The following is a 24,370-nucleotide window of genomic DNA, read 5'->3' as shown; positions in this document are numbered from 1 at the left end:
CGTGATCCCATCAGGACTCGAACCTGAAACCTACTGCTTAGAAGGCAGTTGCTCTATCCAGTTGAGCTATGAGACCAATTTTTATTATTCCTAAAGCCTATTGCTTAAAAGGCAGTTGCTCTATGCAGTCGGGACGCGTAGTCCGGGGCGCGTAGCCTGTGCTATGAGGCCCTCTGCTTCAGCGAAGCTTTTCTCATTATAATAGTGCCGGTGGGCCATTCTTTAAATGAGAGTGCAAATAAAGTAAAAAACAGAGGTTTATGCAAGTCACACCTATTAAAATAAATTAGCTAACAGCCCTCCGGTAAATTCTAATAATAAAGAGACTCCCTGGGGAGTAGGTTATGAGCCTTAGTCTCAGGTGAAACTAATTTAATAGTCGCTTTGCTACGTTTAAAATAAAGGTGATTTAGTTATCCTCCTTATTTCACGTCAGGAGAAAAGCAAGCCTGGGGTAATGCATAAGTTCCTTTGGCTTTAAATTCGGCCATTCCTTAAGTTGGTAGGTAATGAGTCAAATTCTTCCAAACAATAAAGAATTGCCGTTGCACTGCAACAAAATATCTCATGAGTCCAACTAAAGGAGGTTTTGGAAATAAGCTACCTGGCGTTTTTTTGCAATAAGTATTTTCTTATTACATCCCTATACACAATCTTCTCTCCCGGCGTATTAACGGTAGGCTATAAGAAGGTAGCTAATGTATAGTTTTGCAGGAGAGAATTAACAAGTATGGGAGTTGAGTTTGCAAATGAGGATCATCGGCCGGAAGAAAGGCTCCTGAAGTGGGAAGAGCCAGAGCAGGTGGAAAAGCCCGGTGAAAATTCGTTGCTGCGGTTAGAGAAAGGATTGGCCAGCAGTTTTTGTCCTTCCTTAACTACTTCAAGTTTTCTTTATCAAAAGAAAGTGTTACTGGTGGACGATAACCGGGTAAATCAGCTCGTAACAAGCAAGATGCTGGAGAAGTGGGGCTTGCAGGTGGAAATAGCCGGAGACGGGAAAGAAGGTGTAAAAAAGGCGGCGGAAAAGGATTTTGATATTATCCTGATGGATTTGCAGATGCCGGGAATGGATGGTTTCGAGGCCACCAGACAAATAAGGAGCCTCAGTAGCCACAACGGTAAGGTTCCTGTCATGGCCCTCACTGCCTCCGCTATTTTGTCACTTCAGCCAGAGATACAGAATTGTAATATAAACGATTGCCTGATGAAACCTTTTAAACCGGAAGATCTGTATAATCTTATATATAAAAGCCTCTGTAAAAAAGAGCAGGACCAGCCGGTGAATCCTTTACAGGAGAAAGTGGATGGTATAGTAAAAGGAGATACTGAATTTAAAAAACAACTGTTGCTGCTTTACCAACAATCGTTCAGAGAAATTTTAGACGATTTGAAGAAAGGTCAGTTGAAGGATGCTGTTTACCTGCGGGGTCTCCGCCATAAGCACAAGCCGAGCCTAAAAATGCTCGGCCTTGCAGCACTGGAATGTTCGCTGGAACAATTGCAGCAGGCGCTGGAGGCTCCGCCGGAAGATGGATTTGCTGTTGAGCAGCACTATTCGGCTATTCAGTTACATGGTGAGCAGGTGCTGGTGTATTTAGAGGCTGTTGTTTAATTTAAGATGTTAGAACTATGAGTACTTATAAATTTAAAACCAATATTAATTGCGGAAATTGTGTCGCTAAAGTAACGCCCGAGCTAAACGAACTGCAGGGCCTGGACGAGTGGAAGGTCGATACCAGCGATAAGGATAAAACCTTAACTGCCAGTGGTAAAGATCTGGATCAGGACCAGGTAATGCAGGCGGTAAAAAGGGCTGGATTTACGGCCACACCAAAGAAGGGCGGAATTTTAAATACTCTTTTCGGTAAAAAATAATCAGGCCCCGCTTAATTTATTTCTTTGCAGGATTGCTTATCTTCAGGCTAAAATGACATACAAAAATGCGTAAAAATGTTCTTTTTTTAGCCTTAGGACTCCTGCTGGCAGGGTGTCAGAGGGAACAGGAAAAGTCTCAGAGCCCTGTTGTTGAAGCGGAAGTTGCGCAGGAAAAAGAGTGGCAATCATTCGGTGCGCAGATTAATCCTGAGGGAGCCATTGAGGCAGAGCAGGTTCCGGCGCTTCTGGCGGAAAAGGATTCTGTGGAAGTAAAGCTTACGGCCAGGGCAATTAGCAGCTGTTCGAAAAAAGGCTGCTGGATGAAAGTAAATATAGGGGAAGAGGAAGTAATGCGCGTGACCTTTAAAGACTATGGCTTTTTTGTTCCTAAAGATTTGACCGGCGGGGAAGTGGTGCTTGAGGGAATACTGCAAAAGACTGTAACCGATGTGGCAACGCTCCGGCATTATGCAATGGATGAAGGCGCTTCCCCTGAAGAATTAGCCCAAATTACAGCGCCCGAAGAAGAATATAGCTTTGAAGCGACCGGCGTTTTAATCCGGTAATCCCTCTCTTATTGCCTGGAAATTTATTATATACAAACGCCACGTTCCAGAGAGAGTGTGGCGTTTTTCTTTACCTAAAGTCGAAGCACGAAGCACCGTGGACGGATGCGCTGCCGTTTTATTTCCTGCATGTGTCCACTTCAGCAGAGAGTAAATCTTATACTCTTAGAAGGCCTATTCACCATTATATGATCAAAAACTGGAATGGTAACGGCTGCTTGTTTTTCTTTTCTGCCGAAGGAGCTTTCTTAACTGACTTCCGCTCAGGGCACCAAGGCCGCCACTCAGGGCGCCGATAAGAGCGGTAAGGAGAATGAGAATAAAAGGGCTCCCCATTTGCATTAAATCAGCCACCCTGTCAGTTAAAATATAATCGGTTCGGATGCTGAAGAAGAGGGCTGCTCCCAGCCATAAAAGACCGACTCCTAAAAAGCCACTGAGAAATGCTTTAGGGCCTCCGGAGGGGATAAGTGCGGCAATAACAAAAGCACACAGAGCGGCCGTCCACCAGGGAAATACCAGTTCTGCCAGATAGGTGGAGAGGGCAATGAGTATAAGCTGTACAAGAAATTTCATGGTTCAGGATAAAGCGTTTGGGTAAAAATAATTTTGTCTTCGAAAGACTGCTGCTCATTAATGAAATAAAGAGGGTTGTATTCGCCCTTGCGCCAGCTTTCAATAAAGTTGCTGTAAAAAGGGCTGCCCGGGTTGCCCGACTGTCCGCCCGGGTATACACCAAAGGCCTGGATAGGCTGACTAAGCTCCACAACCATGCGCCAGCTGGCTCCGTGCCGGCCGCTGTTTGCATTTACGATGTCCCTGCCACCATCCACCTGTAAATCTGTTACACTGAGGGCATCCTGCTGAGAGAGGTGCTTTATGCTGCTGTTCTTAATATTGCCCCAGCTGGCTTCCTCTTCATGTTCTTCTTCCCACTTTTCTATTTCTTCCACCGCAAGGGCAAAAGAAGTGTGGAGCAGGTCGTTTAGATTTTCCTTTTCAGGCGTTAAGCGATTATCTATGAAGGGGGTAGTCGGATCTTTCTGCAGAAGGGCTACCGTAGCTCCATTATCAGGTTCAATTACCGCAACATTTAAGGAGCTGAATTCATCCCATAGTAACTCTCTGAACTTCGACCACCACGCCTCGTACAGCGCAGGCGCCTTGGCTTTTGCCAGTTGCAGGTAATCCCATTCATTCAGCATCTTAAAAGCTCTTTGCTGCTCGTTTGTAAGCGCCTCTACCTCAAGGGAGTCCAGCATCCAGGGCAGGGTTTCTTTGGCTTTCAGGTTAAAATTATCGTTCTGGAGCTGCATCATATCCTTGAGGGTGATGTGGTCCATTTTTGCCAGAATTTGATTGATACGCCGGTTCCGGTAGTGCTGGTAGTTCTGGTCGTAGGTATAATAAGGGTAGCCGCTGCCTACGGGCATTTGGTTGGCCGAGCTAACAAAGCCTCGTTTCGGATTAACAATATGGGCGTTTTGCATTTGCGGAATATAGCCCTGCCATTCATGTTCGCGCCGGCTGCCGTCCATCAGAAATTTACCCTGTTCCTTCCATTTCAGCGGAAACTTACCCTGTACCCACATGGCAATGGTTCCTGCTACAGAGGCAAAAACAAAGTTCTGCGCAGGAGCCTGGTATGGAATCAGCGCCTCTTCAAACTCTTGGTAGTTGTGGGCCCTGTTGAGTTGTAAAAATGTTTTAAGCTCGTTGCTGCCACTGTGAGCCGTCCAGCGAAGGGCATACGCCAGCTGGGCGCTGTCGCCCGGGAAAGCCTCATCATAAACGACAGGTCCATGGTGGGTGTAAATAACCGTATCGAGCTGTATCTCTTCGCCCTGCCAGAAGTTACCAGGTCTTACTTTTATTTTCTCTATTCTTTCTTCGGTTTTCAGCCATTTACCATCATATTCATATTCATCGCGCTCATCGGTTTTAAAGCGAATGGCATACCAGTCCATTACATCGCGGGTGGCATTGGTCACTCCCCAGGCTATAGAATCATTAAAGCCAATAATGATGCCCGGGGCGCCCGGTAAGCTAACACCATAGGTATTGGCATCCGGATTGGTGAGCTGCAAGGCATACCAGATAGAGGGAAGGTTCAGCTGCAGGTGTGGGTCATTGGCCAGCATAGGATTGCCACTCCTTGTTTTTTCGCCACTGACGGCCCAGTTGTTGCTGCCATTATCCTTTTCAGGTTTGGCAATGGTTTCTTTGGTAAAAAGGGAAGGGTATTTCTTTTCCGGGACTGTAACAGCTTCAGGCTTAAACTTCCACGGGGTTCCTTCAGGAATAATGGGGTCGGTATTTGGAAGCCTTTCCGGGAATAGCAGATCGAAAGTTTCTTTTCCAAATAATTTAACGATGTTGGTGTTTTCCAGGTCGTAATCACGGCCAGCCAAATCGTTGGCCATATACTTTAGCAATAAAGCCGATTTCAGGGGCGACCATTCTTCCGGCCGGTAGTCCAGCAGCTTATACTCGAAAGGAAGTTCAGCGAAATCCAGCTGGCGGATATAGTCATTGATTCCCCTGGAATAGGCGGCCAGTGCTTCTTTTACCTCCGGGTCCTGCTCCATTACCCGTAGAGAGTTCTCGGCTCCGTAGCGGAGGCCCTTCCGGCGCATCAGGCGGTCGCGCTCCAGCATACTTTCTCCGAAAATTTCTGAGAGGCGGCCGGCTGCAAAATGGGTTTGCAGCTCCATTTGCCAGAGCCGGTGCATAGCAGTAACATATCCCTGGGCATAATAGAGGTCGTGGTTGTTGGCGGCGGTAATGTGCGGAACCAGAAACTCATCGTACTGAATGCGGACCTCTTCCTGAAGACCGGGCAAAGCCAGCTTCTCCTGCAGAAAATGGTCTTCTTTTATTTTAGCATTGCGATAAAAACCGTTAAAAGGGTCGAGGAATTTCCCCAGGGGAGGAATGGTTCCTAAGCGGTTATTTAACACAATGAGAAAGATTACAGTTATGATAAAGGAAACGGAAAACTTTAGTAGCCTCATGTGGTAAAACAAATCAAAATTTAGCTGTTTCAAAATAGCAACGCCAAGGAGGCGAAACCATTGCCGGGGAGCAGGAATGAATGATATTTTTTTCCAGCCTCGCAAAAATTATAAAAAATTTACCTGCCGCCCCAGCTTTAGCTATTAAAATTTTATGCTAAAGGGGTGGCTGTTAGGCTTGATGCCTTTATTTAGGTAAATTGCTTCAAATTTAAGGAAGATAAAATCTAAAAATATAATTCTCGAAAAAGAACATGCTCGAATCGCAGGAATTAGAACACCGCTTAAAGCTGCGGATAATAAAATTATCGGATTACGAAGATATCAAAGAAATAATGAATATGGTCTATGCAAAGGTAGGAGGGGCATGGACTAAAAAAGAACTTACCAACCTGCTGAAGGTTTTCCCGGAAGGACAGATTTGTATAGAAGATCGCGGAAAACTGGTGGCGGCTGCCTTGTCGATTATTGTTGATTACTCCAAGTTTGGCGACCAGCATACTTACGATCAGATTACCAATTCGGGTAAATTCGACACCCACGATCCGGAAGGGGATACCCTGTATGGAACGGATGTTTTTGTGCATCCCGACTACCGCGGTATTCGCCTTGGCCGTCGTTTATACGATGCCCGAAAGGAGCTGTGCGAAAACCTGAACCTGCGGGCTATAATTGCAGGCGGACGTATACCAGGCTATGCCAATTATTTTAAAAAGCTTACGCCTAAGCAATATATCGAAGAGGTAAAAAAGAAAGAAGTATACGACCCGGTGCTGAGCTTTCAGCTGGCCAACGACTTTCACGTGCGCAAGGTTATGACCCGCTACATGCCTGATGATAAGGCAAGTAAGTCGTATGCCACACTGCTGGAATGGATAAACGTTTATTACGAAGAAGAAGAAAAGCTTATTGGCCGCCGGAAATCCATTGTACGGGCCGGTCTGGTGCAGTGGCAAATGCGAAGGGTTCGCTCGGTAGAGGACCTGCTGCAGCAGGTAGAATTTTTCGTCGATACCGTATCGAGCTATAATGCCGATTTTGTGCTCTTCCCGGAATTCTTTAACGCGCCGCTCATGGCCCTCTTTAATGAGGTAAGTGCGGCCGATGCCGTTCGTTTACTATCAGATTATACCGAGCAAATTCGCGACGAGATGCTGAACATGGCGGTGTCTTACAACATCAATATTATCTGCGGCTCCATGCCCGAGTATAAAGATAATAACCTCTACAATGTTAGCTACCTCTGTCGCCGCGATGGTACCATTGATTCGCAGTACAAACTGCATATTACGCCCGACGAATCGAGCTACTGGGGCTTACAGGGAGGTTACCACCTGAATGTTTTCGAAACCGATGCAGGCCGTGTGGGGGTACTCATCTGTTACGATGTGGAATTCCCGGAGCTTAGCCGCATACTGGCCGAGCAGGATATGGATATCCTTTTCGTGCCTTTCTGGACCGATACGAAGAATGCCTACCTGCGGGTAAGGCGCTGTGCCCAGGCCCGGGCCATTGAAAATGAATGCTATGTAGCCATTACAGGGAGTGTGGGTAACCTGCCGAGGGTGGAGAATATGGATATTCAGTATTCGCAGTCGGCTGTATTTTCTCCGTCTGATTTCTCCTTCCCGCACGATGCCGTCGTAGCCGAGGCCACCCCTAATACGGAAACAACGATTCTGGTCGACCTGGACCTGGACTTGCTTAAGAAACTACGCACCCAGGGCAGTGTAAGAAATCTGCAACAAAGGCGCATAGATTTGTACAATGTAAAATGGAAGCAAATCAGGAAATAAATTTAAGTTTGCAGCAGAAAAGCCACTGAATGGAATCGATACTTGAAGCTTATACCAGCACGCAAATAGACAAAGCACGAAAAGTAAAAATGATTATTTGCGATGTGGATGGGGTGCTAACGAATGGGGGAATTATTTATGACAATGCCGGTACCGAGCTGAAGATATTTAATGTGAAGGACGGGCAGGTAATGAAGATGCTTCGCCATTCCGGACTCCGGGTTGGAGCCATTACCGGGCGCTCTTCTGAAGTAGTTCGTCTAAGAATGGAAGAAATGGGCATGGACTTTCATTACCATGGAATTAAAGACAAGTACCAGCAGTACCAGGAAATTAAAAAAGAATGGGAGCTGCAGGATGAAGAAATCTCTTACCTGGGCGATGATATCATTGATATTCCGGTTCTGAAGCAGTGTGGCTTTGCCATTACCCCACAGGATGCCAAGCCCTATGTAAAAGCGTATGCTCACCTCGTTACCGAAGCCCGAGGGGGAGAAGGCGTATTTCGCGAAGCTGCCGACCTTATTCTGGCTGCTCAGGGAAAGTTTGAGCAGGCTATGTGGCAGTATCTGGAAAATTATCAGGAAAAATCCTAAACAATTCGTTCGTGAAAAGATTTGAAAAACCAGTGCATCTGGCCAAAAATATCGTGTTGGGCGATGGGAAGCTGGTGCTGCTATCCGGCCCCTGTGCGGTTGAAAGTTATGATATCTGCTACGAAACTGCTGCTACTGTAAAAGAAATTTGTCGGAAGCTGGACATCCAGTATGTATTTAAGGCCTCTTTCGATAAGGCAAACCGTACCTCGGCCGGCTCTTTTAGGGGAGTAGGCATGGATAAAGCACTGGAGACTTTGCAGCGCATAGGCAGGGAGCTTGACCTTCCGTTGATTACCGATGTGCATGAGTCCTACCAGATAGGGGAAGTGGCAGAAGTGGTAGATGTATTGCAGATACCGGCTTTCCTATGCCGCCAGACAGACCTTTTGCTGGCAGCCGGCAATAGCGGAAAAGGGGTTAATATTAAAAGGGGACAGTTTATGGCCCCTGAAGATATGCAGTATGCTATCCATAAAGTCCGGGAAAGCGGTAACGAAAATGCCTGCCTTACCGAAAGAGGCGTAAGTTTTGGTTACCATAACCTGGTGGTGGATATGCGGGCACTGCCTACCATGCGCCAGTATTCGCCGGTTATATTTGATGTAACCCATAGCGTGCAGCAGCCGGGCGGTGCAGGTGGTAGCTCAGGCGGGCAGCGGCAGTTTGCCCCGTTTTTAGCAAGAGCAGCTGCTGCAGCCGGGGTGGATGGCTTCTTTATAGAAACCCACCCTATGCCTGAGAAAGCGCTCAGCGATGGCCCCAATATGGTTCCTTTGGCACAGATGGAAGCATTTCTTCAAATGCTGAAGGATGTGTGGGAGAACAGCAAGAAATATATAGCACAAAATAATTGAAACTCTTTCTTCTTTAATATTTAAATAAACATGGAAAATCTCTATCAGGCATTAGCTGATAAAAAGGAAAAAATTTGTGTGATTGGACTTGGCTATGTTGGGCTGCCAATTGCGCTTGAATTCGGCAGGAAATATTCGGTAATAGGCTTCGACATCAATGCCAAACGTGTTGAAATGATGAAGCAGGGAATCGACCCGAGCAAAGAACTTCCTAAGGAGGACTTTGAAGGTGCCGACATAAACTTTACAGCTGATCTGGAAGGAATCAGGGAGGCGAAATTCTATGTGGTGGCCGTTCCAACCCCTATCGATGAGCATAAAAATCCTGACCTGAAGCCTTTGCTGTCTGCCTGTAAAACGGTGGGGAAAGTACTGAAAAAAGGAGACTATGTGGTTTTTGAATCAACCGTCTATCCCGGCTGTACCGAAGAGGATTGTGTGCCTGTACTGGAAAAAGAGTCAGGCCTGAAATTCGTGGAGGATTTTAAAGTAGGATACTCCCCGGAACGTATCAATCCGGGCGATAAGGAGCATACGCTTACCCGAATTGTAAAGGTGGTGTCTGGTTGCGATGAGGAATCTGCCGAAGTAATTTCCCAGGTATATGGCTCTATCATTAAAGCTGGGGTACATAAAGCATCGAACATTAAAGTAGCAGAGGCAGCCAAGATTATCGAAAACACCCAGCGCGATTTAAACATCGCCCTCATGAACGAGCTGTCCATCATCTTTAATAAAATCGGCATCAACACCTATGAAGTGCTGGAAGCGGCAGGTACTAAATGGAATTTCCTGAAGTTTTTCCCCGGTCTGGTAGGCGGCCACTGTATAGGAGTTGACCCTTATTATCTCACCCATAAATCGAGCGAGCTTGGCTATCATTCAAAAGTAATCCTTTCCGGAAGGCACATCAACGATAGCATGGGCAGCCTTATAGCCAAGGATGTGGTTCAGCACATCATTAAAATGGATAAGTCGCTTAAGCAAAGCCGGGTGCTGGTAATGGGCGCAACATTTAAAGAAAACGTAAGCGACATCCGGAATAGTAAGGTAGCCGATGTGGTAAATGAGTTAAAATCATTCAGTGTAAATGTTGACGTTACCGACCCGCATGCCGATAGTGAGGAGCTCCTCCATGAATACGGGTTTGGCCTGGCAGATAACCTTAACCAGCCCTACGATGCCATCATTCTGGCCGTAAACCATAAGGAGTATGTAGAGAAGCCGGCTTCCTACTTCAAAGAGTTGCTATCAGAAGGAGGTCTTATTTTCGATGTAAAAGGTGCTATTAGAGGGAAGGCAGAAGCCCTTCCATATCGAAGCCTTTAATTTCTGCTTTCAGGGAAATAAAAAGGCCATTCAGCAGGAATGGCCTTTTTTGTTTTTCGGGCACAAATGATTCAAATCGCTATTCACCAAAAGAGGCTGATGGATACGGGCATGGACCTGACGAAACCTTTCTTCTTTTCTCCTGCTCTTTTTCCATCAGTGATTCAAGTTGAGGTCATTTCTGCTCCTTGCTGTATTACCTGATTAGTTTTTTCTTCCGGTCCTTTGCTCCGTAATACATGCTGTTAAGATAGTAGCTAAGCCTGATGTTGTAAAGAGCATATCCATCTTTCAGGGCAGGATTTCCCCGCCTACTTCCGGCTGCTGCAGGTTCAAGCCCCTTTTCGATTCTCCGGTCTGCCAGGGTGGCGGCAACTTCCGAAGTAAAGTTTTCCCGGGCAATGTACTGGCTGCTTACATCATCCAGGTAGTCGGTAAAAGATATCCTGTACGTTACTTCCATGGCTATATTCAGGCGCTGGCTAACTTTTGCCATCAGGCCCATGCCGGATGGTATAACCGGGCTTAGCCTGCCATAAGCAACACCTTCGGTCTGGTATTTCCTTAAGTTATACGTTTTTCCATTCAGCTGTGCCTGCGGGTTAAACCAGGTGGCACCAAAACCAAGGAGGGCGTACATATTCAGTTTTCTCCGCTGGCTGTAAGCAGCAGGAAGCTCCCTGAACAGAAAGAGCATAATGGAGCCGCTCAACTCTAAATTATTAGAAAAGAAGGAGAGATTCCGGGCAGCACGACCGGGATCCAGGGAATTTGCGTCGCTGGCGGCAATTCGGTACACAAGCCCGTCGGCCCGTAAGGCCCAGCGGGGTGTCCACTGATACTCGTAACTCAGCATAAGGTTAGGCGTGGAAGTCGGCAGGCTGGATTCCTGCAGGTCCCCCATATAGGTGGCAGAGCCGAGGCCTATTGCAATTCTTTCCCTGCTTTGGGTGCCGCTTGGGTAAAACCTTTGTGCAAAGACAGGAGAGAGGGTAATAAAGAGAAGAATGAAAGTAGAGAGAGATTTCATTTCGGCAATATATAAAAATATGGCTAATACCTGTCACTCTACTGAATCTACCTGCCTGCTACAGGTTTTCAGAAGAAACTTTCTCCTCCTCCTTTAGCAGCCCCTCATCACTATTATCCTGTATGGGAAAGTCCGGCTGCTTCAATGGTTGCTTTTTCTTTTGTTTCTGGAATAGCTCCTTCAACGAATCGAAACGCTTTGTTTGCGAAAGACTGACTCCCTGGGTGTAGCTGTCGAGGTATATGGTATTAGTCAGCTGGTTAAAATTGTTGCGGCTGTACATTTTAATTTTGTACTGGCCGTCTGGTGTAAGCAGGTATTCGACGGTCCAGTCGCCTATGAGATTCGATACACCCTGCTGCTCAGCTTTGCTGTAAATACTGCCATCGCGGGTAATGCGCAGGCGGCCATCTAAAAGGGTATAGCTCAGCCTAAGCTGAAAAGTATTGATGGCATCCTCATCCAGACTGCTGCTGACATCCAGGTCTATTTCGAGGTTTTCATCAATTTGGGTAGCAAGAGCGCTAAACTGGTTGGACAGCAGTTCGCTGATGCTACTTACGGCTGTTTGGGAGCCCAGGCCAAATGCATTCTGGTGATACTGACCATAGCTGGGCGCAAACTGACGTAGCACAATCAGGTTAAAAACCTGCCGGTTCAGAAACTGCTCATCATTCGCTAATAAACTCTCGAATCGCTGTATTTCCGGAAAATAGATATTTGGATAATCCTGTACCTCTATATCAAAAGCAATGCTTGGTGACAGTAAATCTCCCTCCAAATCCATTAATACAACCACCGGGTAAGGCCGCCTGGCCAAGGAGTTGTCTTTATTTCCTTCCGCACTGTTTAAAACAGGCAGGAGGCTGGCGGACTGGTGGTAAGAGGCCAGAATATTTAGAGTGCCGCCATAAGGGTCTCCATCCCAGCGAATAGTGCTGCCGGGGTCAATTACAAATTCTTTGGTAATAACATTGAAGAGGGTAAAATTGTAGGCTCCCTGCAAAATCTCATAAGTACCAAACATATTGAATTCCCCTTCAGTATCAATCTGCAGGCTTAGCTTACCATTTCCTCTTCCGCGTATAATATCGCCCGCCCGGAGGTCGAAGATAATCTCCACATAGGCATCGGGCGTAATTTCCAGGTCGAAGTCGAGTTTGATGCCAGAGACGCCCACATCCATGCTTGCCTCCTGATGAGCAAGGGTGTCTTGCTGGCTGACGAAGTGAATGAAATCTTCCTGCACAAGGTCTACTCCAAAATCGATAGGAATGTACATTTTGGTGCCTTTGGCAGAGCGGGCATTTGCAATAAAATTCAGATTATTGATAGGTCCTAATACTTCCAGCTCACCAACGGCATAGGCTGTACCGTAATACAATTCATTGTCGTGATAGGTAGTATTAAGAACCATCGTACCCATTAGCTCGGCTTCGATATTGATAATGAAGTTGGTGAAGCCGTCATGGAAAATACCCCCGTCGACTACGGCTGGGTTGCCATCCGTATCCAGTACCTGTAGCTTTCTGAAGCCTATCTCGTTCTCGGAGAAGATAAAGCCACCTTCAAAAGTATAGGCAGTATTTAAATAGTTTATTTTGATATGGCCGTTATTTACACTTCCGCCACCCCGGAGAATAGGGTGGAGTGGGGTACCCGTAATTAAAACTTTACCACTGGCAGTACCTTTTATTTCAGAGAAAATATCGTCGACAAAGGGTTCGATTACACTCAGGTTCGTTTTATTTAAAATGGCATCGATGTGGAGGTTGTTTTCTTCCTGAAAAGGGTTATAATATCCTTCTGCGGTAAGAATATGGTTGCCCATGCGCATGGCATCAATATTCACATCCAGGTGCTCTGCCTCCGGGTTCCAGCGGGTATCCAGCAGCAGGTCGCCTACCAGAAATTTGTCTACCTTAAGGTCTGTCGCCTTCAGTTGCCCGTCCAGTACGGGGGTTTTAAAAACGTTCTGCACTGCAACATATCCATTTACAGCACCTGCCAGTTGCTGATCCAGAATAGGATTGAGATTGGCCAGCTGGAAGTTGTTTACCTGAATGTCCAGAACCCTGGAAGGATCTTCGGAAAGAACTCCTTCGGCAAGTATAAACTGGTCCCGGTCCTTGATCTCAAAATTCTCGAAATAAACATTCCCGTCTTTTAAAAGAATCCGGTTGTCTTTTGAAATCTTCCAGGTGTTTTCCAGCAGGTGAAGATCGGACTGCTCGAAACGCAGGGCGGTTTGGTCTTCCTGAAAGAATATCCCGGCCTGTAAGTCTATAAAATTGTCGCTATCCTGCTGCTGTAATTCTCCTGAAAGTTCAATATGGTCCCGATCCCAGATGGCTTCCAGAATCAGGTCTTCAGTGGAAGTGAAGCCTTTGATTTCCTGTGTAGCAGAATGGAGGAAGGCCATGGCCAGAACGTTGGTACTATCGGCAATTTTAGAGGTATTTACCTCCGCCTGCAGCTGGTAAAAGATGTCATCGCGGTACTGCAGGGTATCGATAAAGGTATTGGCAGACAGGATAGAGGTATAGCCCCCGCTAAAGCTACCCTGCACTTCTGTATTTGCTGAAATGGAAAGCTCCGGTACCAGCAGCTGGAGAACCGGATTTACATCCTTTAGCTTCGCCACGTAGTCGAGCCTGTACTTTTGATAATCCTCCGGAGCCTCTTTTTCCTGGTAATAGTTGTCTATCTCTTCCGACTGGTTCCGGAAGTTCATAGCATATTCCTTATACAGGCGCTCCACATCTTTTGCCAGCGTGGTATAGTCAAAGTCTCCTGATGCGTACAGGTCTACCTTATCCGTTTCAACCATCAGCTGGCGCCCGTTCTCATCAATAGCAGAGAAGAAGGACAGGGTGTCGAGGCTAAGATCCCTTTGGTTATACTGGATGTAAGCATCCGCCAGGTACATCTCTCCCTGAATTTCGTCAATATCAACTCCGGAAATGTTTATATCTACATTGGCACTGAAAAAGGCTTCTTTTTCCGATAGCTTTAAGGGTTGAAGAAAAGCAGTGTCGAGCCGGGCAGAAACTTTAATTTTTTGCTGCTGATTCCGGAAATCAATGGAGCCTTTTCCTTCCACCTGGAGGTTAGGATCTTTAATGGCTAAGTCGCCTTCAAAAAAGCTGCGGGCCAGCTTTCCTTTGGTTCTGATGTTCCGGTAGTTATAATCATTATATCCAATCTGGAAAATGTTGGCGTCAAGGTTTAGCCTGGCAGATGCTAAGGAAAAACCACTTCCATCTACTTTCCCCTGCATGCTTATCTGCTTCAGCGAAGGTTCTTCCAGAAACCGGGCCAGCTTAAAATTATGGAGCGCCAGAGCGCCGCTATAGGTGGAGAGGTCCTGGTTCTGGGTATTAAGCTTGAGGTTAATATCAGAGCGAATGTGCCCTAATCCGGTATCGAAAGTGCCATTTGCCACAAAATCAGTCGGGAAGCCGAGAAACTGTCCGTTAAAAGAAGTAGTGCCAAACTTCCTGATATTGTCGTACAGAAAGGTGCTGAAATAGGGGGCAAAATCCTCCGGTTTCAACCTGGAATCCAGCAGCTCTGCCTCAATAAAAGTTTCGTTAAAGTCCGGGAGCCCATCCATGCTAACGGCTCCTTTAAAGTAGCTGTCGCCCAGGCGAACATGAATGTCTTCTGTTTCAAAATCGCTGATGCTTCCGTCAAAGCGGCCGCTCAGATAATAAGTATCCTCAAATTGTTTAAAGTAGGGGGCAAATACCGCAAGGTCTTTAGCGTGTACTACAGCATTGTCGAGCTTTGCCTTAATTTGTACACTGTCAACAAAATATTCAAGGGCCTCAATGCTGTTGTAATTGAAAGAGAGGCTGTCGCGAATAGTACTTTCTCCTGCTTTTAGCGCCAGCTGGTCGAAGAGCATGGAGCGTTCGGTAAAGCGGAAAAAGGTTTGCAGCTCCTTTACAGAAAAATCGTAGCGGGGAGCAAGTGCCTCCAGAGCCTGTACATCAAATTCAATGGTATCGGCAATAATTCTGAAATCCTCCAGCTGACCGTTAATATGCCGGAGATCCATGTGGTTGTAATCGAAAATTTCCTCTAATGAATCTTTGTAGGGATCGTGATAGCTGAAAGTACCTTCATGAACGCTTATTTCCCCGATTAAAAAGGGAACATAAGTTTTTGTGCTCTTATTTCTTTCCGGCAGCAGCTGGCGGAGGTTTTTAATAAAAGCATTGATATTGAGGCCCCGCTCCGGGGTATTTTTAATCAGCTGGACCTTCGGGTGGTCCAGCACCACTTCATCGAGTGAGGGCTGGCGACTGTCGATAAGATTGAGGAGACGAAAATCCACAAAAGCTTCATCAACGCTTATCATCAGGCTGTCCTGCTGGTCATATACCTTCAACCCACCGAGGGTAAGCGCATCGAACCAACGCAGACTTACCTGCTCTACCTCCACCGGAAAACCGGTTTTGTCGCTCAGGTAGGTAGCCATTTTTTGTACTACCTTTGTCTGAACCGCAGGAAACTGCAATACCCCGGCCAAAACAGCCAGTAGCAGCAGTAAAGAGACAAAAAAAAGGAGAATTATCTTGAGAAACCCCTTTTTATTATCTTGCGGAAATTCTTTTTCTTCTGACAAACGAATTATGTGTTCAATATTAGCAATTGAATCGTCCTGCGACGAAACCTCGGCATCTGTTATCAGTAATAGCAAAATACTTGCCAATGTAGTAGCAAGCCAGCAGGTTCATGAACAGTGGGGCGGTGTGGTGCCTGAGCTGGCCTCGCGTGCCCATCAGCAAAACATCATCCCGGTAGTTCATAAGGCATTACAGGAAGCAAATATAACAAAAAAAGAGCTTGATGCGGTAGCTTTTACCCGTGGCCCTGGATTATTAGGGGCGCTGCTGGTAGGGTCTTCTTTTGCAAAGTCCTTTGCCCTGGGTTTAGGAGTTCCCTTAATAGACGTAAACCATATGCAGGCCCACATCCTGGCCCATTTTATCGACGACCCTAAGCCGCCATTTCCCTTTCTTTGCTTAACTGTAAGTGGCGGTCATACCCAAATTGTAAGGGTAAACGATTTCCTTGACATGGAAATTATAGGGGAAACCCAGGATGATGCCGTTGGAGAAGCATTTGATAAGACAGCGAAGCTGCTGGGCCTGCCTTACCCGGGTGGTCCTTTGGTAGACCAGTGGGCCCAGAAAGGAAACCCCCAGGCTTTTCCTTTTCCCCTCAGCGAAATGCAGGGCTTAAACTATTCCTTTAGCGGTATTAAAACAGCGGTACTTTACTTTTTGCAGGACAAGCAAAAATCCGATCCGGATTTTGCAGAAAAGAACATGGCCGACATTTGCGCCAGCCTCCAGTATACTTTAGTGGAAATGCTCCTGCAAAAGCTTAGAAAGGCCGCCCGTGAAACGGATATAAAGCATATTGCCATTGCCGGTGGCGTATCGGCTAATAGTGGCCTGCGAAAGGGGTTACGGGAAGAAGCAGAAAAAAGAGGCTGGCAGGTATACATACCCGCTTTTGAGTATTGTACCGACAATGCCGCCATGATTGCCATGGCGGCTCATTATAAATACCAGGCCGGAGAGTTTTGTCCGCAGGATGTTAGCCCCATGCCGCGGATGAAGTTTTGATGAAAGTCCTGAGTCTTGAGTCTTTAGTCTTGAGTGTGCAGGAGGATTCTTATAATGATGTAGAATTAAAAAAATAAATTACGAAAATAAGAAGTCCCTGAAATTGTGAGGCTTCAGTAAGATTACATAACCCAGCTGACTCACTACTCAAGGCTCACTACTCAAGACTGTGAAATGAAAAACATTTTTACTGCCGGCGATGTCAAAATACATAGGTTTAAAGTTACAGATGCAGAGGTGGCGGCTTTCAGTGGGGAAGAGGTTCACCCGGTCTGCTCTACCTTTGCCCTGGCCCGTGAAATGGAATGGTCATCGCGCCTTTTTGTGCTGGAAATGAAGGAGGAAGATGAAGAAGGGATTGGCACCCGGCTTACGATAGAACATAAAAGCCCGGCTTTATTAGGAGAGGAGCTGCTGATAGAGGCGCAGGTGGAGCGCCTGGTGGGGCATGAGCTAATTTGTACTATACGCGTAAAGGCCGGGGAAAGGCTGATTGCAGAAGGTACCACCGGGCAAAAGGTGTTAAAAAAAGAGAAACTGGAAAAGATTTTCAGTAAGATAAAAAATGGATGAATGGCCGCCAGGGCCTAAAGAGAACTATGGCAAAAGATAAGGATAAGCAACGGTTTGCAAATAATATCAACATTAAAAACCGAAAGGCAAGCTTTGAATACGAGTTCATTGAAAAGTTTACTGCCGGTATGGTTTTAAGAGGTACGGAAATTAAATCTATCCGGGAAGGGCGGGTGAACCTGCAGGAAGCGTACTGTACCTTTTATGGAGAAGAGCTGTGGGTGCAGAATATGCATATTTCTGCTTATGAACAGGCGAACAACTTTAACCATGAACCTCTGCGGCAGCGCAAACTGCTCCTCAATAAAAAGGAACTCTTAAAGCTTAAAACCAAAATTGAGGAGAAAGGGCTTACCATTGTTCCTATCCGGCTCTTTTTGAGTGGAAGAGGTTTTGCAAAGCTCGAAATTGCCCTTGCACGAGGTAAGAAGCTCCACGATAAGCGGGAAAGCATAAAAGAGCGCGATATTAAGAGGGAACTAAGCAAAATTAAGTTTTAATCGTATGAATAAGCAGGAAAAAGGCCTGTGTCGCCTGAGTATTGTACCTGTAAGGGCCGAAGGAAGGGAAAGTAGCGAAATGGTTACGCAATTGCTGTTTGGCGATCATTATACGGTGCTTGGAGAATCTGTGAACGGAGACTGGCTGCAGATTCAGATTCAGTTCGATGAGTATGAAGGCTGGATAAATGCAAAGCAGCACCATGCCATTACGGAGGAGTATTTCGAGGAACTTTCTGCACTTGAATACCAGGCCTGTGGAGAGGTGAGCAGCCGCATTCAGCTGAAAGAGGAGGTGCTGCATATTGTATATGGCAGCCTTTTGCCGCTGACAGGGAATGAGCTTTTCGATTTAAGTGCTCAGGTAAAATATGGCGGGAAGCGGCTGCCCGTGAGAAAGATAAGAGAATTTGCTGTTTTAAAAGACATTGCTTTTCAGTATATTAACAGTCCTTATTTATGGGGAGGAAAAACTCCCTTCGGGATTGACTGTTCCGGATTTGTACAAATGACCTTTAAATTATGTGGCTATCCACTCAGGAGGGATGCCAGCCAGCAGGCCCGGCAGGGGAAGACTGTGGCAAATCTGGGAGAAGCAAAGCCTGGTGATCTTGCTTTTTTCGATAATGCAGCGGGGCGGGTGGTTCATGTAGGAATTTTACTGGAGCATAACCAGATTATCCATGCCTCCGGAAAAGTGAGGGTTGACCAGCTTGATGAAAAAGGTATTTTAAATAAAGAAAAAGGAATTTACACACACCGTTTATGTTTAGTTAAAAGATTGATTACTTAAAGAACCTTCGATATGGATGGGAGTCGAGTCTTAGTCCTTAATTTTGATTATAGTCCAATAGCTGTTTGCTCTGTACAAAGAGCATTTCTGTTAATTTTTCTCGAAAAGGCTGAAATGTTAGCCAATGTGGAAGGCGGAGCCCTGCATAGTGTAAACCGTTCTTTTCCGATGCCGGCCGTAATTCGCCTCCAGCGCTATATTCCGCTTCCCTATAAAGGGGTAATCCTTACCCGCCAGAACATTTTTAAGCGCGATGCTTATACCTGCCAGTATTGTGGTACCCAGAAGGATCTTACGCTCGACCATGTGGTGCCCCGCTCAAAAAAAGGAGCTTCCAGCTGGACCAATCTGGTAACGGCCTGCAAGCGCTGCAATGCACGTAAAGGCGATTTTACGCCCGAGGCTGCCGGCCTTCGCCTCCGTAAAAAGCCAGAAAAACCTTCTTATCTTGATTTTCTCCGGAACCACAGTGGCCTATTCCAGAAGGAATGGGACCCTTACCTCCAGCAGACCGGCCGCCGGGCCAGTGCATAGGTTAAGTTGTTTGTGGAAGGAGTATAAATTGGATTGTTGATGCCCTATGATTTTTTTGCATGCACCATGATAGAGGTGGTTATAGTGTCTCCTCCTAAGAGTGGTTAAAAGTAAGAATGGCAGGGAAAGGAAGTGAGGCGAATTCTGTAATTTATCATCATCTCATGAGAACCCCGGGCATGCTCTCCTAAACCTGAAAGAGTATAGTCATAAGCATAGCCAAAACTGAAATTTTCGTTCAGGTCAAGTTGAAACATACCTGCAACTGCATCCTGGTTACGAAAACTTACCCCTACATTCAAAACTTCATCAATAAAAAAATTAAGACTGGCATCAAAGCTTAAAGGAGCTCTTTCCTGTAGTCGGATTAAGAAGGATGGTTTCAATTTAACATTGGCCGTTACATCAAAAACTTTACCTCCTGTTAAAAAATAATATCTCTTTTCAGAAGACTCGACCACTTTGCTTTCAGTGGCTTGCATAACCTTATTATTGATGAGGTAAGGTACGGAGAAACCGGCATAGGCTGTTCTGGTACTGTAGAAAATGCCTGTACCGAAATTCGGATTCAGACTTTTGTACCTCTTCAGGCTTGGGTCGGCGGCACCAAATGAGCGGGAGTTTAATTTTGTGTAATCGGAAACCAGTTGGTTTAATCCACCCTGTAAACCCAGTGACAGCATACTTTTTTTAAATTTTATCTGGTATGCATAGGAGAAGTAGGCCCCAATATCGGAATGGACACCAATAGATTCGTTATACAACATCATACCTAAACCGATATTCTTTTTACGAAAGTTACTGTGGGAGGTAATGGTTTGGGTTTGTGGAGCACCCTCTAGGTTAACCCACTGATTTCTGGCAAGGGCGGTAATGCTGAGTTGTTTCTGATTGCCTGCATAAGCAGGATTAAGGGCCAGCATGTTAAACATGTATTGAGAGAACACAGGTCTTTGTTGTGCCTGCACAGACAGACATAACATGAAAAATGCTGTTACAACAATAAGTGATTTTTTCATTTTAGTTCCCTCTCTTATCTTAAAATTTCCAAAAATCCTATTTGTGGTTCTTCCCCTCTGTGCCCCTTGTCTATATGGTAGTAGTAAGTACCTACAGGAAGTAATTTTCCGCTGAAGTACAGTCCACGATTGCCAATTCCATTAAAAGAGTTGAGATTATTGTCGTATCCCTCCGCCTCAAAAACGAGTGTTCCGGCACGGTTGTAAATCCTCACCCTGTTTTTCGGGAATAACTCTATACAATCGATGTGGAAATAATCATTTTGTCCGTCGCCATTGATGGAAACCGCATTATAAGGGTCTACCACACTGTTAATTTCTACCGGAACCCATTTAATACAGCCGAGGTCAGAGGTAATTTTTAGCCAGTAAGTTCCGGCATTGCCATAAAAAGGGCCATTGGAAGCCACTATTTCGGTTTTGCTTTCATTGTACCATTCATAATGAGGTATTTTTCCTTCTATGTCCACCACTGTGGCAGACCCTTCTTTAGTACAGGTGCTGGGTACAATGTTGATGATGTACTTAGGGAAGTAGTAATCTTCACCGACTTCTTTTGTGAAGGCTGTAGAAGTACAACCATTTTCCAAACTGGTAATGGTGATGGTGTAGATTCCTGTGCTCAGGTTTTCCAGCTTATGGACGTCAGCGGCAATCAGGCTGTCCGGATGGGCAACAGGCCCCTTATACCAGTTAAAACTGTAGTTTGAATACAGACTGTCCACACCCACTTCAAGCGAGCCGTTCGGGAACTGGCAGCTGGTGGAAGGAGTGGAAATAATCCAGGAAGAGTCTGCTGGAATTACCGGATAATCTACTGCAATTGTGTAGCTGGCCAATCCCTGGCAACCAGTACTGGTCCGTGTAACGCGTACCGTATAGGTTGTGTCCTGCAGGCCGGTGGCAGTTGCTTCTGTTGAAATAGCTGTACCGGCAGGAGTACTCAGGTCAGCCTGACCCAGGAACCATTCGAACGTGTAACCGCTGGTGTTTCCGTCAACCTTTGCTGCCAGCGCTGCATTAGCAAGTGCCGGATCGCATTTGGTAAGAAGAGTTTCCTGCGTAATAACCGGAACTGGCGGAGCAGACTCGTTAAGGATGGTATGTCGGACAAAAGCGGTACAGCCGGTCTGGTCGTTTGTTACCACGAGGGTATAAAGTGTATCTCTCAGGTCTGTAGCAGTAGCCAGTTCACTTACCGGCTGGGCAGCGCCTGAATTATCTTCCACTTCACCTTCGTACCAGGCAAAAGAAAAGCCTTCAGTAGTTTTTGTTCCGTTAACCATCACATACCCGTTCAATACACCGTTTGCCAAAGAAGAGTCGCACATGATATATGGTTGGTTCTGTTCAATTACAGGCTGTGGGCTTTCAGAAATATCCATGATCTGAACAGTATCGGCAGTAATCGGGCAGCCATTCAAACCAGTCTCAGTGAAAGTAACGAAATAGGTACCTACATCAAGTCCGGTTAAATTTAACCTGTCTGTTTGCAAAAGGTCTATCTGCCTGCTTATTACTGAACCATCCTCCTCTTTTCTGATGGTAATATCAATCTTGCTTTCCGGATAGTATTGTGTATAATCTTCCTCATTGACCATGAATATGAACATCTCGCCATTCGGTGGGGAACACATCCATCTGTCCTGACCTGAGGCCGACATAATCGCAGAAATGGCGATTTCTTCTATGTAAAAGGCCTCGACTACAGCAGGGCAGCCGGTACTTGGGTCAATTACCTCTGCATAATAGAAGGCGGCTTCCAGATTCTCTAGTTTTACGATGTCGCCCGGGTTGTACGTTTGCAGAGGCTTATGGAGGGTCCAGCTGGTTCTTCTCTCATCGTAAGTAGGAGATTTGTACCAGGTAAGGTTCATGCTGCTGCCAGACTGGTTTACACTATGACTTAAAAGCTGAATTTCAATCAGCCCTTTGCTATCCAGATTACAGCCGGAAACCGGACGAAGGTGGTTAAGCACAATCTCCGGTTGTGTACTGCTAAATGGTATTACAATATCCATTTGAGTTCCACAGCCGGCGGCAGTACCGTTGTTTTTAACCACTTCCACCAGGTAAGTGCCGGTTTCGATAACCGGATAAGTTGATACATTGAGCGTTGGTCCGGAAACGCCGGTAATTTCAGTGGCTGTTCCGTCTGTTCCTTTCTTAAACCACTTAAAGGTAAATTCGGAAGGAGCTATAGCCGCTCCTCCATTGATGGTAAGCGCAGTAATATTGATTTCTCCACCATTAGGGCAACCTACCTGAGGAGAAGTACTGTAAACAAGAGCAATATTCTTCTCCTCCTGAATTACCTGTGCAGAAGCATTGATGTCTCCGCAGCCGTTGGAGAGCTGAGCGGTTGCTTTATAAGTTCCCTGCGGTAGTTTAGAGATGGTTAACTGGTCGGTAGAGATAGTAGCAGTAGGTACGGCATCGAGCAGCGGTGTTTCCACTCCATTCTCTACCTTCACCCATGTAACAGTATATCCTGTGGCAGGAGGGTTACCATCCTCAGTAAGAGTGGCCGTAACAATGCCGGTCGCATTGGCATCGTCGCAGGAATCATCTTCTCTGGTAGTGGCAACAGAAAGCAGCGGGTAGACAGGCTGGTCGGGAACGATAACGGCAACAGGCACAGAAGGACAGTCTTCTCCGGGATTTGCCGTAGTCTTGGTGGCGATTACATAGTAGGTGCCTGGCGCAAGATTAGCCGTAACGGTACCGGTAGGTGTTCCGCTTCCGGTTCCGGCAAGATGGTCTTCCTCTGTGAAGTAGACAAAGCTAAAGTTGCTGCTGATGGAAGCCTCATCGTTATAAGCTGTACCATTGAAGGTAAGCGAAGAGATGGTAAATCCACCATTGAAAGGCGCACAGGCAGTATTTGCTTTAGGAGCAAAGACCATTTCAAAGGCAGGTGCAATCTGTTCTACAGTAGCAGAGGCGTTGATGCCTCCGCAGCCGTTGGAGAGCTGAGCGGTTGCTTTATAAGTTCCCTGCGGTAGTTTAGAGATGGTTAACTGGTCGGTAGAGATAGTAGCAGTAGGTACGGCATCGAGCAGCGGTGTTTCCACTCCATTCTCTACCTTCACCCATGTAACAGTATATCCTGTGGCAGGAGGGTTACCATCCTCAGTAAGAGTGGCCGTAACAATGCCGGTCGCATTGGCATCGTCGCAGGAATCATCTTCTCTGGTAGTGGCAACAGAAAGCAGCGGGTAGACAGGCTGGTCGGGAACGATAACGGCAACAGGCACAGAAGGACAGTCTTCTCCGGGATTTGCCGTAGTCTTGGTGGCGATTACATAGTAGGTGCCTGGCGCAAGATTAGCCGTAACGGTACCGGTAGGTGTTCCGCTTCCGGTTCCGGCAAGATGGTCTTCCTCTGTGAAGTAGACAAAGCTAAAGTTGCTGCTGATGGAAGCCTCATCGTTATAAGCTGTACCATTGAAGGTAAGCGAAGAGATGGTAAATCCACCATTGAAAGGCGCACAGGCAGTATTTGCTTTAGGAGCAAAGACCATTTCAAAGGCAGGTGCAATCTGTTCTACAGTAGCAGAGGCGTTGATGCCTCCGCAGCCGTTGGAGAGCTGAGCGGTTGCTTTATAAGTTCCCTGCGGTAGTTTAGAGATGGTTAACTGGTCGGTAGAGATAGTAGCAGTAGGTACGGCATCGAGCAGCGGTGTTTCCACTCCATTCTCTACCTTCACCCATGTAACAGTATATCCTGTGGCAGGAGGGTTACCATCCTCAGTAAGAGTGGCCGTAACAATGCCGGTCGCATTGGCATCGTCGCAGGAATCATCTTCTCTGGTAGTGGCAACAGAAAGCAGCGGGTAGACAGGCTGGTCGGGAACGATAACGGCAACAGGCACAGAAGGACAGTCTTCTCCGGGATTTGCCGTAGTCTTGGTGGCGATTACATAGTAGGTGCCTGGCGCAAGATTAGCCGTAACGGTACCGGTAGGTGTTCCGCTTCCGGTTCCGGCAAGATGGTCTTCCTCTGTGAAGTAGACAAAGCTAAAGTTGCTGCTGATGGAAGCCTCATCGTTATAAGCTGTACCATTGAAGGTAAGCGAAGAGATGGTAAATCCACCATTGAAAGGCGCACAGGCAGTATTTGCTTTAGGAGCAAAGACCATTTCAAAGGCAGGTGCAATCTGTTCTACAGTAGCAGAGGCGTTGATGCCTCCGCAGCCGTTGGAGAGCTGAGCGGTTGCTTTATAAGTTCCCTGCGGTAGTTTAG

General features: G+C 46.4%; 18 protein-coding genes and 1 tRNA gene. 12 read left to right on the top strand and 7 right to left on the bottom strand.

Annotation, left to right across the window (positions count from 1 at the left end; all coding sequences use genetic code 11):
* Window positions 1–2: 2 nt before the first annotated feature.
* Window positions 3–76: transfer RNA gene (locus F752_RS0115695), tRNA-Arg, on the bottom strand.
* 654 nt (window positions 77–730) lie between these two features.
* On the opposite strand from F752_RS0115695, the gene F752_RS0115690 reads away from it, so the two are divergent.
* The 3 genes from F752_RS0115690 to F752_RS0115680 all read left to right on the top strand — a co-directional run bounded on the left by F752_RS0115690 (window position 731) and on the right by F752_RS0115680 (window position 2,441).
* Complete coding sequence (locus F752_RS0115690; RefSeq protein WP_017732698.1) at window positions 731–1,612, top strand: response regulator; 882 nt, start codon at window positions 731–733, stop codon at window positions 1,610–1,612.
* A gap of 17 nt (window positions 1,613–1,629) precedes the next feature.
* The gene (locus tag F752_RS0115685; protein WP_017732697.1) at window positions 1,630–1,875 is read left to right on the top strand and encodes a heavy-metal-associated domain-containing protein; all 246 of its coding nucleotides are present in this window, start codon (window positions 1,630–1,632) and stop codon (window positions 1,873–1,875) included.
* Window positions 1,876–1,940: 65 nt separating this feature from the next.
* Window positions 1,941–2,441, top strand: a complete 501-nt coding sequence (locus F752_RS0115680) for a DUF4920 domain-containing protein (protein ID WP_017732696.1) — start codon at window positions 1,941–1,943, stop codon at window positions 2,439–2,441.
* A 192-nt stretch (window positions 2,442–2,633) separates the two neighbouring features.
* Here the strand turns inward: F752_RS0115680 and F752_RS0115675 are convergent, their stop codons facing one another.
* Window positions 2,634–3,017 (bottom strand): hypothetical protein, encoded by a 384-nt coding sequence (locus tag F752_RS0115675; protein WP_017732695.1) that lies wholly within the window; start codon window positions 3,015–3,017, stop codon window positions 2,634–2,636.
* Window positions 3,014–5,455, bottom strand: coding sequence for a penicillin acylase family protein (locus F752_RS0115670; protein WP_026135782.1), 2,442 nt, complete (start codon window positions 5,453–5,455; stop codon window positions 3,014–3,016). Before F752_RS0115670 ends, F752_RS0115675 begins: the two co-directional genes overlap by 4 nt.
* 254 nt (window positions 5,456–5,709) lie before the next feature.
* Between F752_RS0115670 and F752_RS0115665 the strand changes: the two genes are divergently transcribed.
* From F752_RS0115665 to F752_RS0115650, 4 genes are read left to right on the top strand one after another with little or no spacing between them, the layout of a single operon-like run.
* Window positions 5,710–7,251, top strand: a complete 1,542-nt coding sequence (locus F752_RS0115665; protein ID WP_017732693.1) for a carbon-nitrogen hydrolase family protein — start codon at window positions 5,710–5,712, stop codon at window positions 7,249–7,251.
* 29 nt (window positions 7,252–7,280) lie between these two features.
* On the top strand, window positions 7,281–7,847 hold the full coding sequence (locus F752_RS0115660) for a KdsC family phosphatase (protein WP_017732692.1): 567 nt from the start codon (window positions 7,281–7,283) through the stop codon (window positions 7,845–7,847).
* An 11-nt stretch (window positions 7,848–7,858) separates the two neighbouring features.
* Window positions 7,859–8,704, top strand: a complete 846-nt coding sequence (gene kdsA / locus F752_RS0115655) for a 3-deoxy-8-phosphooctulonate synthase (RefSeq protein WP_017732691.1) — start codon at window positions 7,859–7,861, stop codon at window positions 8,702–8,704.
* A gap of 30 nt (window positions 8,705–8,734) precedes the next feature.
* The gene (locus F752_RS0115650; protein ID WP_017732690.1) at window positions 8,735–10,033 is read left to right on the top strand and encodes a nucleotide sugar dehydrogenase; all 1,299 of its coding nucleotides are present in this window, start codon (window positions 8,735–8,737) and stop codon (window positions 10,031–10,033) included.
* 196 nt (window positions 10,034–10,229) lie between these two features.
* Here the strand turns inward: F752_RS0115650 and F752_RS25470 are convergent, their stop codons facing one another.
* Together F752_RS25470 and F752_RS0115635 are read right to left on the bottom strand one after the other, a co-directional pair.
* On the bottom strand, window positions 10,230–11,063 hold the full coding sequence (locus F752_RS25470) for a DUF6089 family protein (RefSeq protein WP_017732688.1): 834 nt from the start codon (window positions 11,061–11,063) through the stop codon (window positions 10,230–10,232).
* 58 nt (window positions 11,064–11,121) lie between these two features.
* Window positions 11,122–15,696 carry a translocation/assembly module TamB domain-containing protein gene (locus F752_RS0115635; protein ID WP_017732687.1) on the bottom strand — a complete coding sequence of 1,525 codons (4,575 nt, stop codon included), beginning with the start codon at window positions 15,694–15,696 and terminating at the stop codon, window positions 11,122–11,124.
* Window positions 15,697–15,703: 7 nt separating this feature from the next.
* Between F752_RS0115635 and tsaD the strand changes: the two genes are divergently transcribed.
* The 5 genes from tsaD (at window position 15,704) to F752_RS0115610 (ending at window position 19,105) form a co-directional block, all read left to right on the top strand.
* Window positions 15,704–16,705: a tRNA (adenosine(37)-N6)-threonylcarbamoyltransferase complex transferase subunit TsaD gene (gene tsaD, locus F752_RS0115630; protein WP_017732686.1), complete on the top strand. Its 1,002-nt coding sequence runs from the start codon at window positions 15,704–15,706 to the stop codon at window positions 16,703–16,705.
* Between the two features lie 174 nt (window positions 16,706–16,879).
* Window positions 16,880–17,278: a thioesterase family protein gene (locus F752_RS0115625; protein ID WP_017732685.1), complete on the top strand. Its 399-nt coding sequence runs from the start codon at window positions 16,880–16,882 to the stop codon at window positions 17,276–17,278.
* A 26-nt stretch (window positions 17,279–17,304) separates the two neighbouring features.
* A complete protein-coding gene (smpB, locus tag F752_RS0115620; protein ID WP_026135781.1) occupies window positions 17,305–17,778 on the top strand; it encodes an SsrA-binding protein SmpB in 474 nt (157 codons plus the stop codon).
* 4 nt (window positions 17,779–17,782) lie between these two features.
* Complete coding sequence (locus F752_RS0115615; protein WP_017732683.1) at window positions 17,783–18,571, top strand: C40 family peptidase; 789 nt, start codon at window positions 17,783–17,785, stop codon at window positions 18,569–18,571.
* 12 nt (window positions 18,572–18,583) lie between these two features.
* Window positions 18,584–19,105, top strand: a complete 522-nt coding sequence (locus F752_RS0115610; protein ID WP_026135780.1) for an HNH endonuclease — start codon at window positions 18,584–18,586, stop codon at window positions 19,103–19,105.
* Window positions 19,106–19,209: 104 nt separating this feature from the next.
* On the opposite strand, the gene F752_RS24360 is transcribed toward F752_RS0115610, so the two are convergent.
* Window positions 19,210–20,124 carry a PorP/SprF family type IX secretion system membrane protein gene (locus tag F752_RS24360; RefSeq protein ID WP_040664747.1) on the bottom strand — a complete coding sequence of 305 codons (915 nt, stop codon included), beginning with the start codon at window positions 20,122–20,124 and terminating at the stop codon, window positions 19,210–19,212.
* A 14-nt stretch (window positions 20,125–20,138) separates the two neighbouring features.
* The coding region (locus F752_RS24355) for a gliding motility-associated C-terminal domain-containing protein (RefSeq protein WP_017732680.1) at window positions 20,139–24,370 on the bottom strand (4,232 nt) is incomplete at its 5' end.

It is taken from the genome of Nafulsella turpanensis ZLM-10, from assembly GCF_000346615.1.
GTDB lineage: Bacteria > Bacteroidota > Bacteroidia > Cytophagales > Cyclobacteriaceae > Nafulsella > Nafulsella turpanensis.
The sequence above is the reverse complement of the archived record's forward strand: the minus strand, read 5'-3'. Positions and strand labels throughout refer to the sequence as shown.

Excerpts from the sequence above, each read along its gene's own strand:
- F752_RS0115690 (WP_017732698.1), top strand. The coding sequence starts at position 731 with ATGGGAGTTGAGTTTGCAAATGAGGATCATCGGCCGGAAGAAAGGCTC.
- F752_RS0115685 (WP_017732697.1), top strand. The coding sequence starts at position 1,630 with ATGAGTACTTATAAATTTAAAACCAATATTAATTGCGGAAATTGTGTC.
- F752_RS0115680 (WP_017732696.1), top strand. The coding sequence starts at position 1,941 with ATGCGTAAAAATGTTCTTTTTTTAGCCTTAGGACTCCTGCTGGCAGGG.
- F752_RS0115675 (WP_017732695.1), bottom strand. The coding sequence starts at position 3,017 with ATGAAATTTCTTGTACAGCTTATACTCATTGCCCTCTCCACCTATCTG.
- F752_RS0115670 (WP_026135782.1), bottom strand. The coding sequence starts at position 5,455 with ATGAGGCTACTAAAGTTTTCCGTTTCCTTTATCATAACTGTAATCTTT.
- F752_RS0115665 (WP_017732693.1), top strand. The coding sequence starts at position 5,710 with ATGCTCGAATCGCAGGAATTAGAACACCGCTTAAAGCTGCGGATAATA.
- F752_RS0115660 (WP_017732692.1), top strand. The coding sequence starts at position 7,281 with ATGGAATCGATACTTGAAGCTTATACCAGCACGCAAATAGACAAAGCA.
- F752_RS0115650 (WP_017732690.1), top strand. The coding sequence starts at position 8,735 with ATGGAAAATCTCTATCAGGCATTAGCTGATAAAAAGGAAAAAATTTGT.
- F752_RS25470 (WP_017732688.1), bottom strand. The coding sequence starts at position 11,063 with ATGAAATCTCTCTCTACTTTCATTCTTCTCTTTATTACCCTCTCTCCT.
- tsaD (WP_017732686.1), top strand. The coding sequence starts at position 15,704 with ATGTGTTCAATATTAGCAATTGAATCGTCCTGCGACGAAACCTCGGCA.
- F752_RS0115625 (WP_017732685.1), top strand. The coding sequence starts at position 16,880 with ATGAAAAACATTTTTACTGCCGGCGATGTCAAAATACATAGGTTTAAA.
- smpB (WP_026135781.1), top strand. The coding sequence starts at position 17,305 with ATGGCAAAAGATAAGGATAAGCAACGGTTTGCAAATAATATCAACATT.
- F752_RS0115615 (WP_017732683.1), top strand. The coding sequence starts at position 17,783 with ATGAATAAGCAGGAAAAAGGCCTGTGTCGCCTGAGTATTGTACCTGTA.
- F752_RS0115610 (WP_026135780.1), top strand. The coding sequence starts at position 18,584 with ATGGATGGGAGTCGAGTCTTAGTCCTTAATTTTGATTATAGTCCAATA.
- F752_RS24360 (WP_040664747.1), bottom strand. The coding sequence starts at position 20,124 with ATGAAAAAATCACTTATTGTTGTAACAGCATTTTTCATGTTATGTCTG.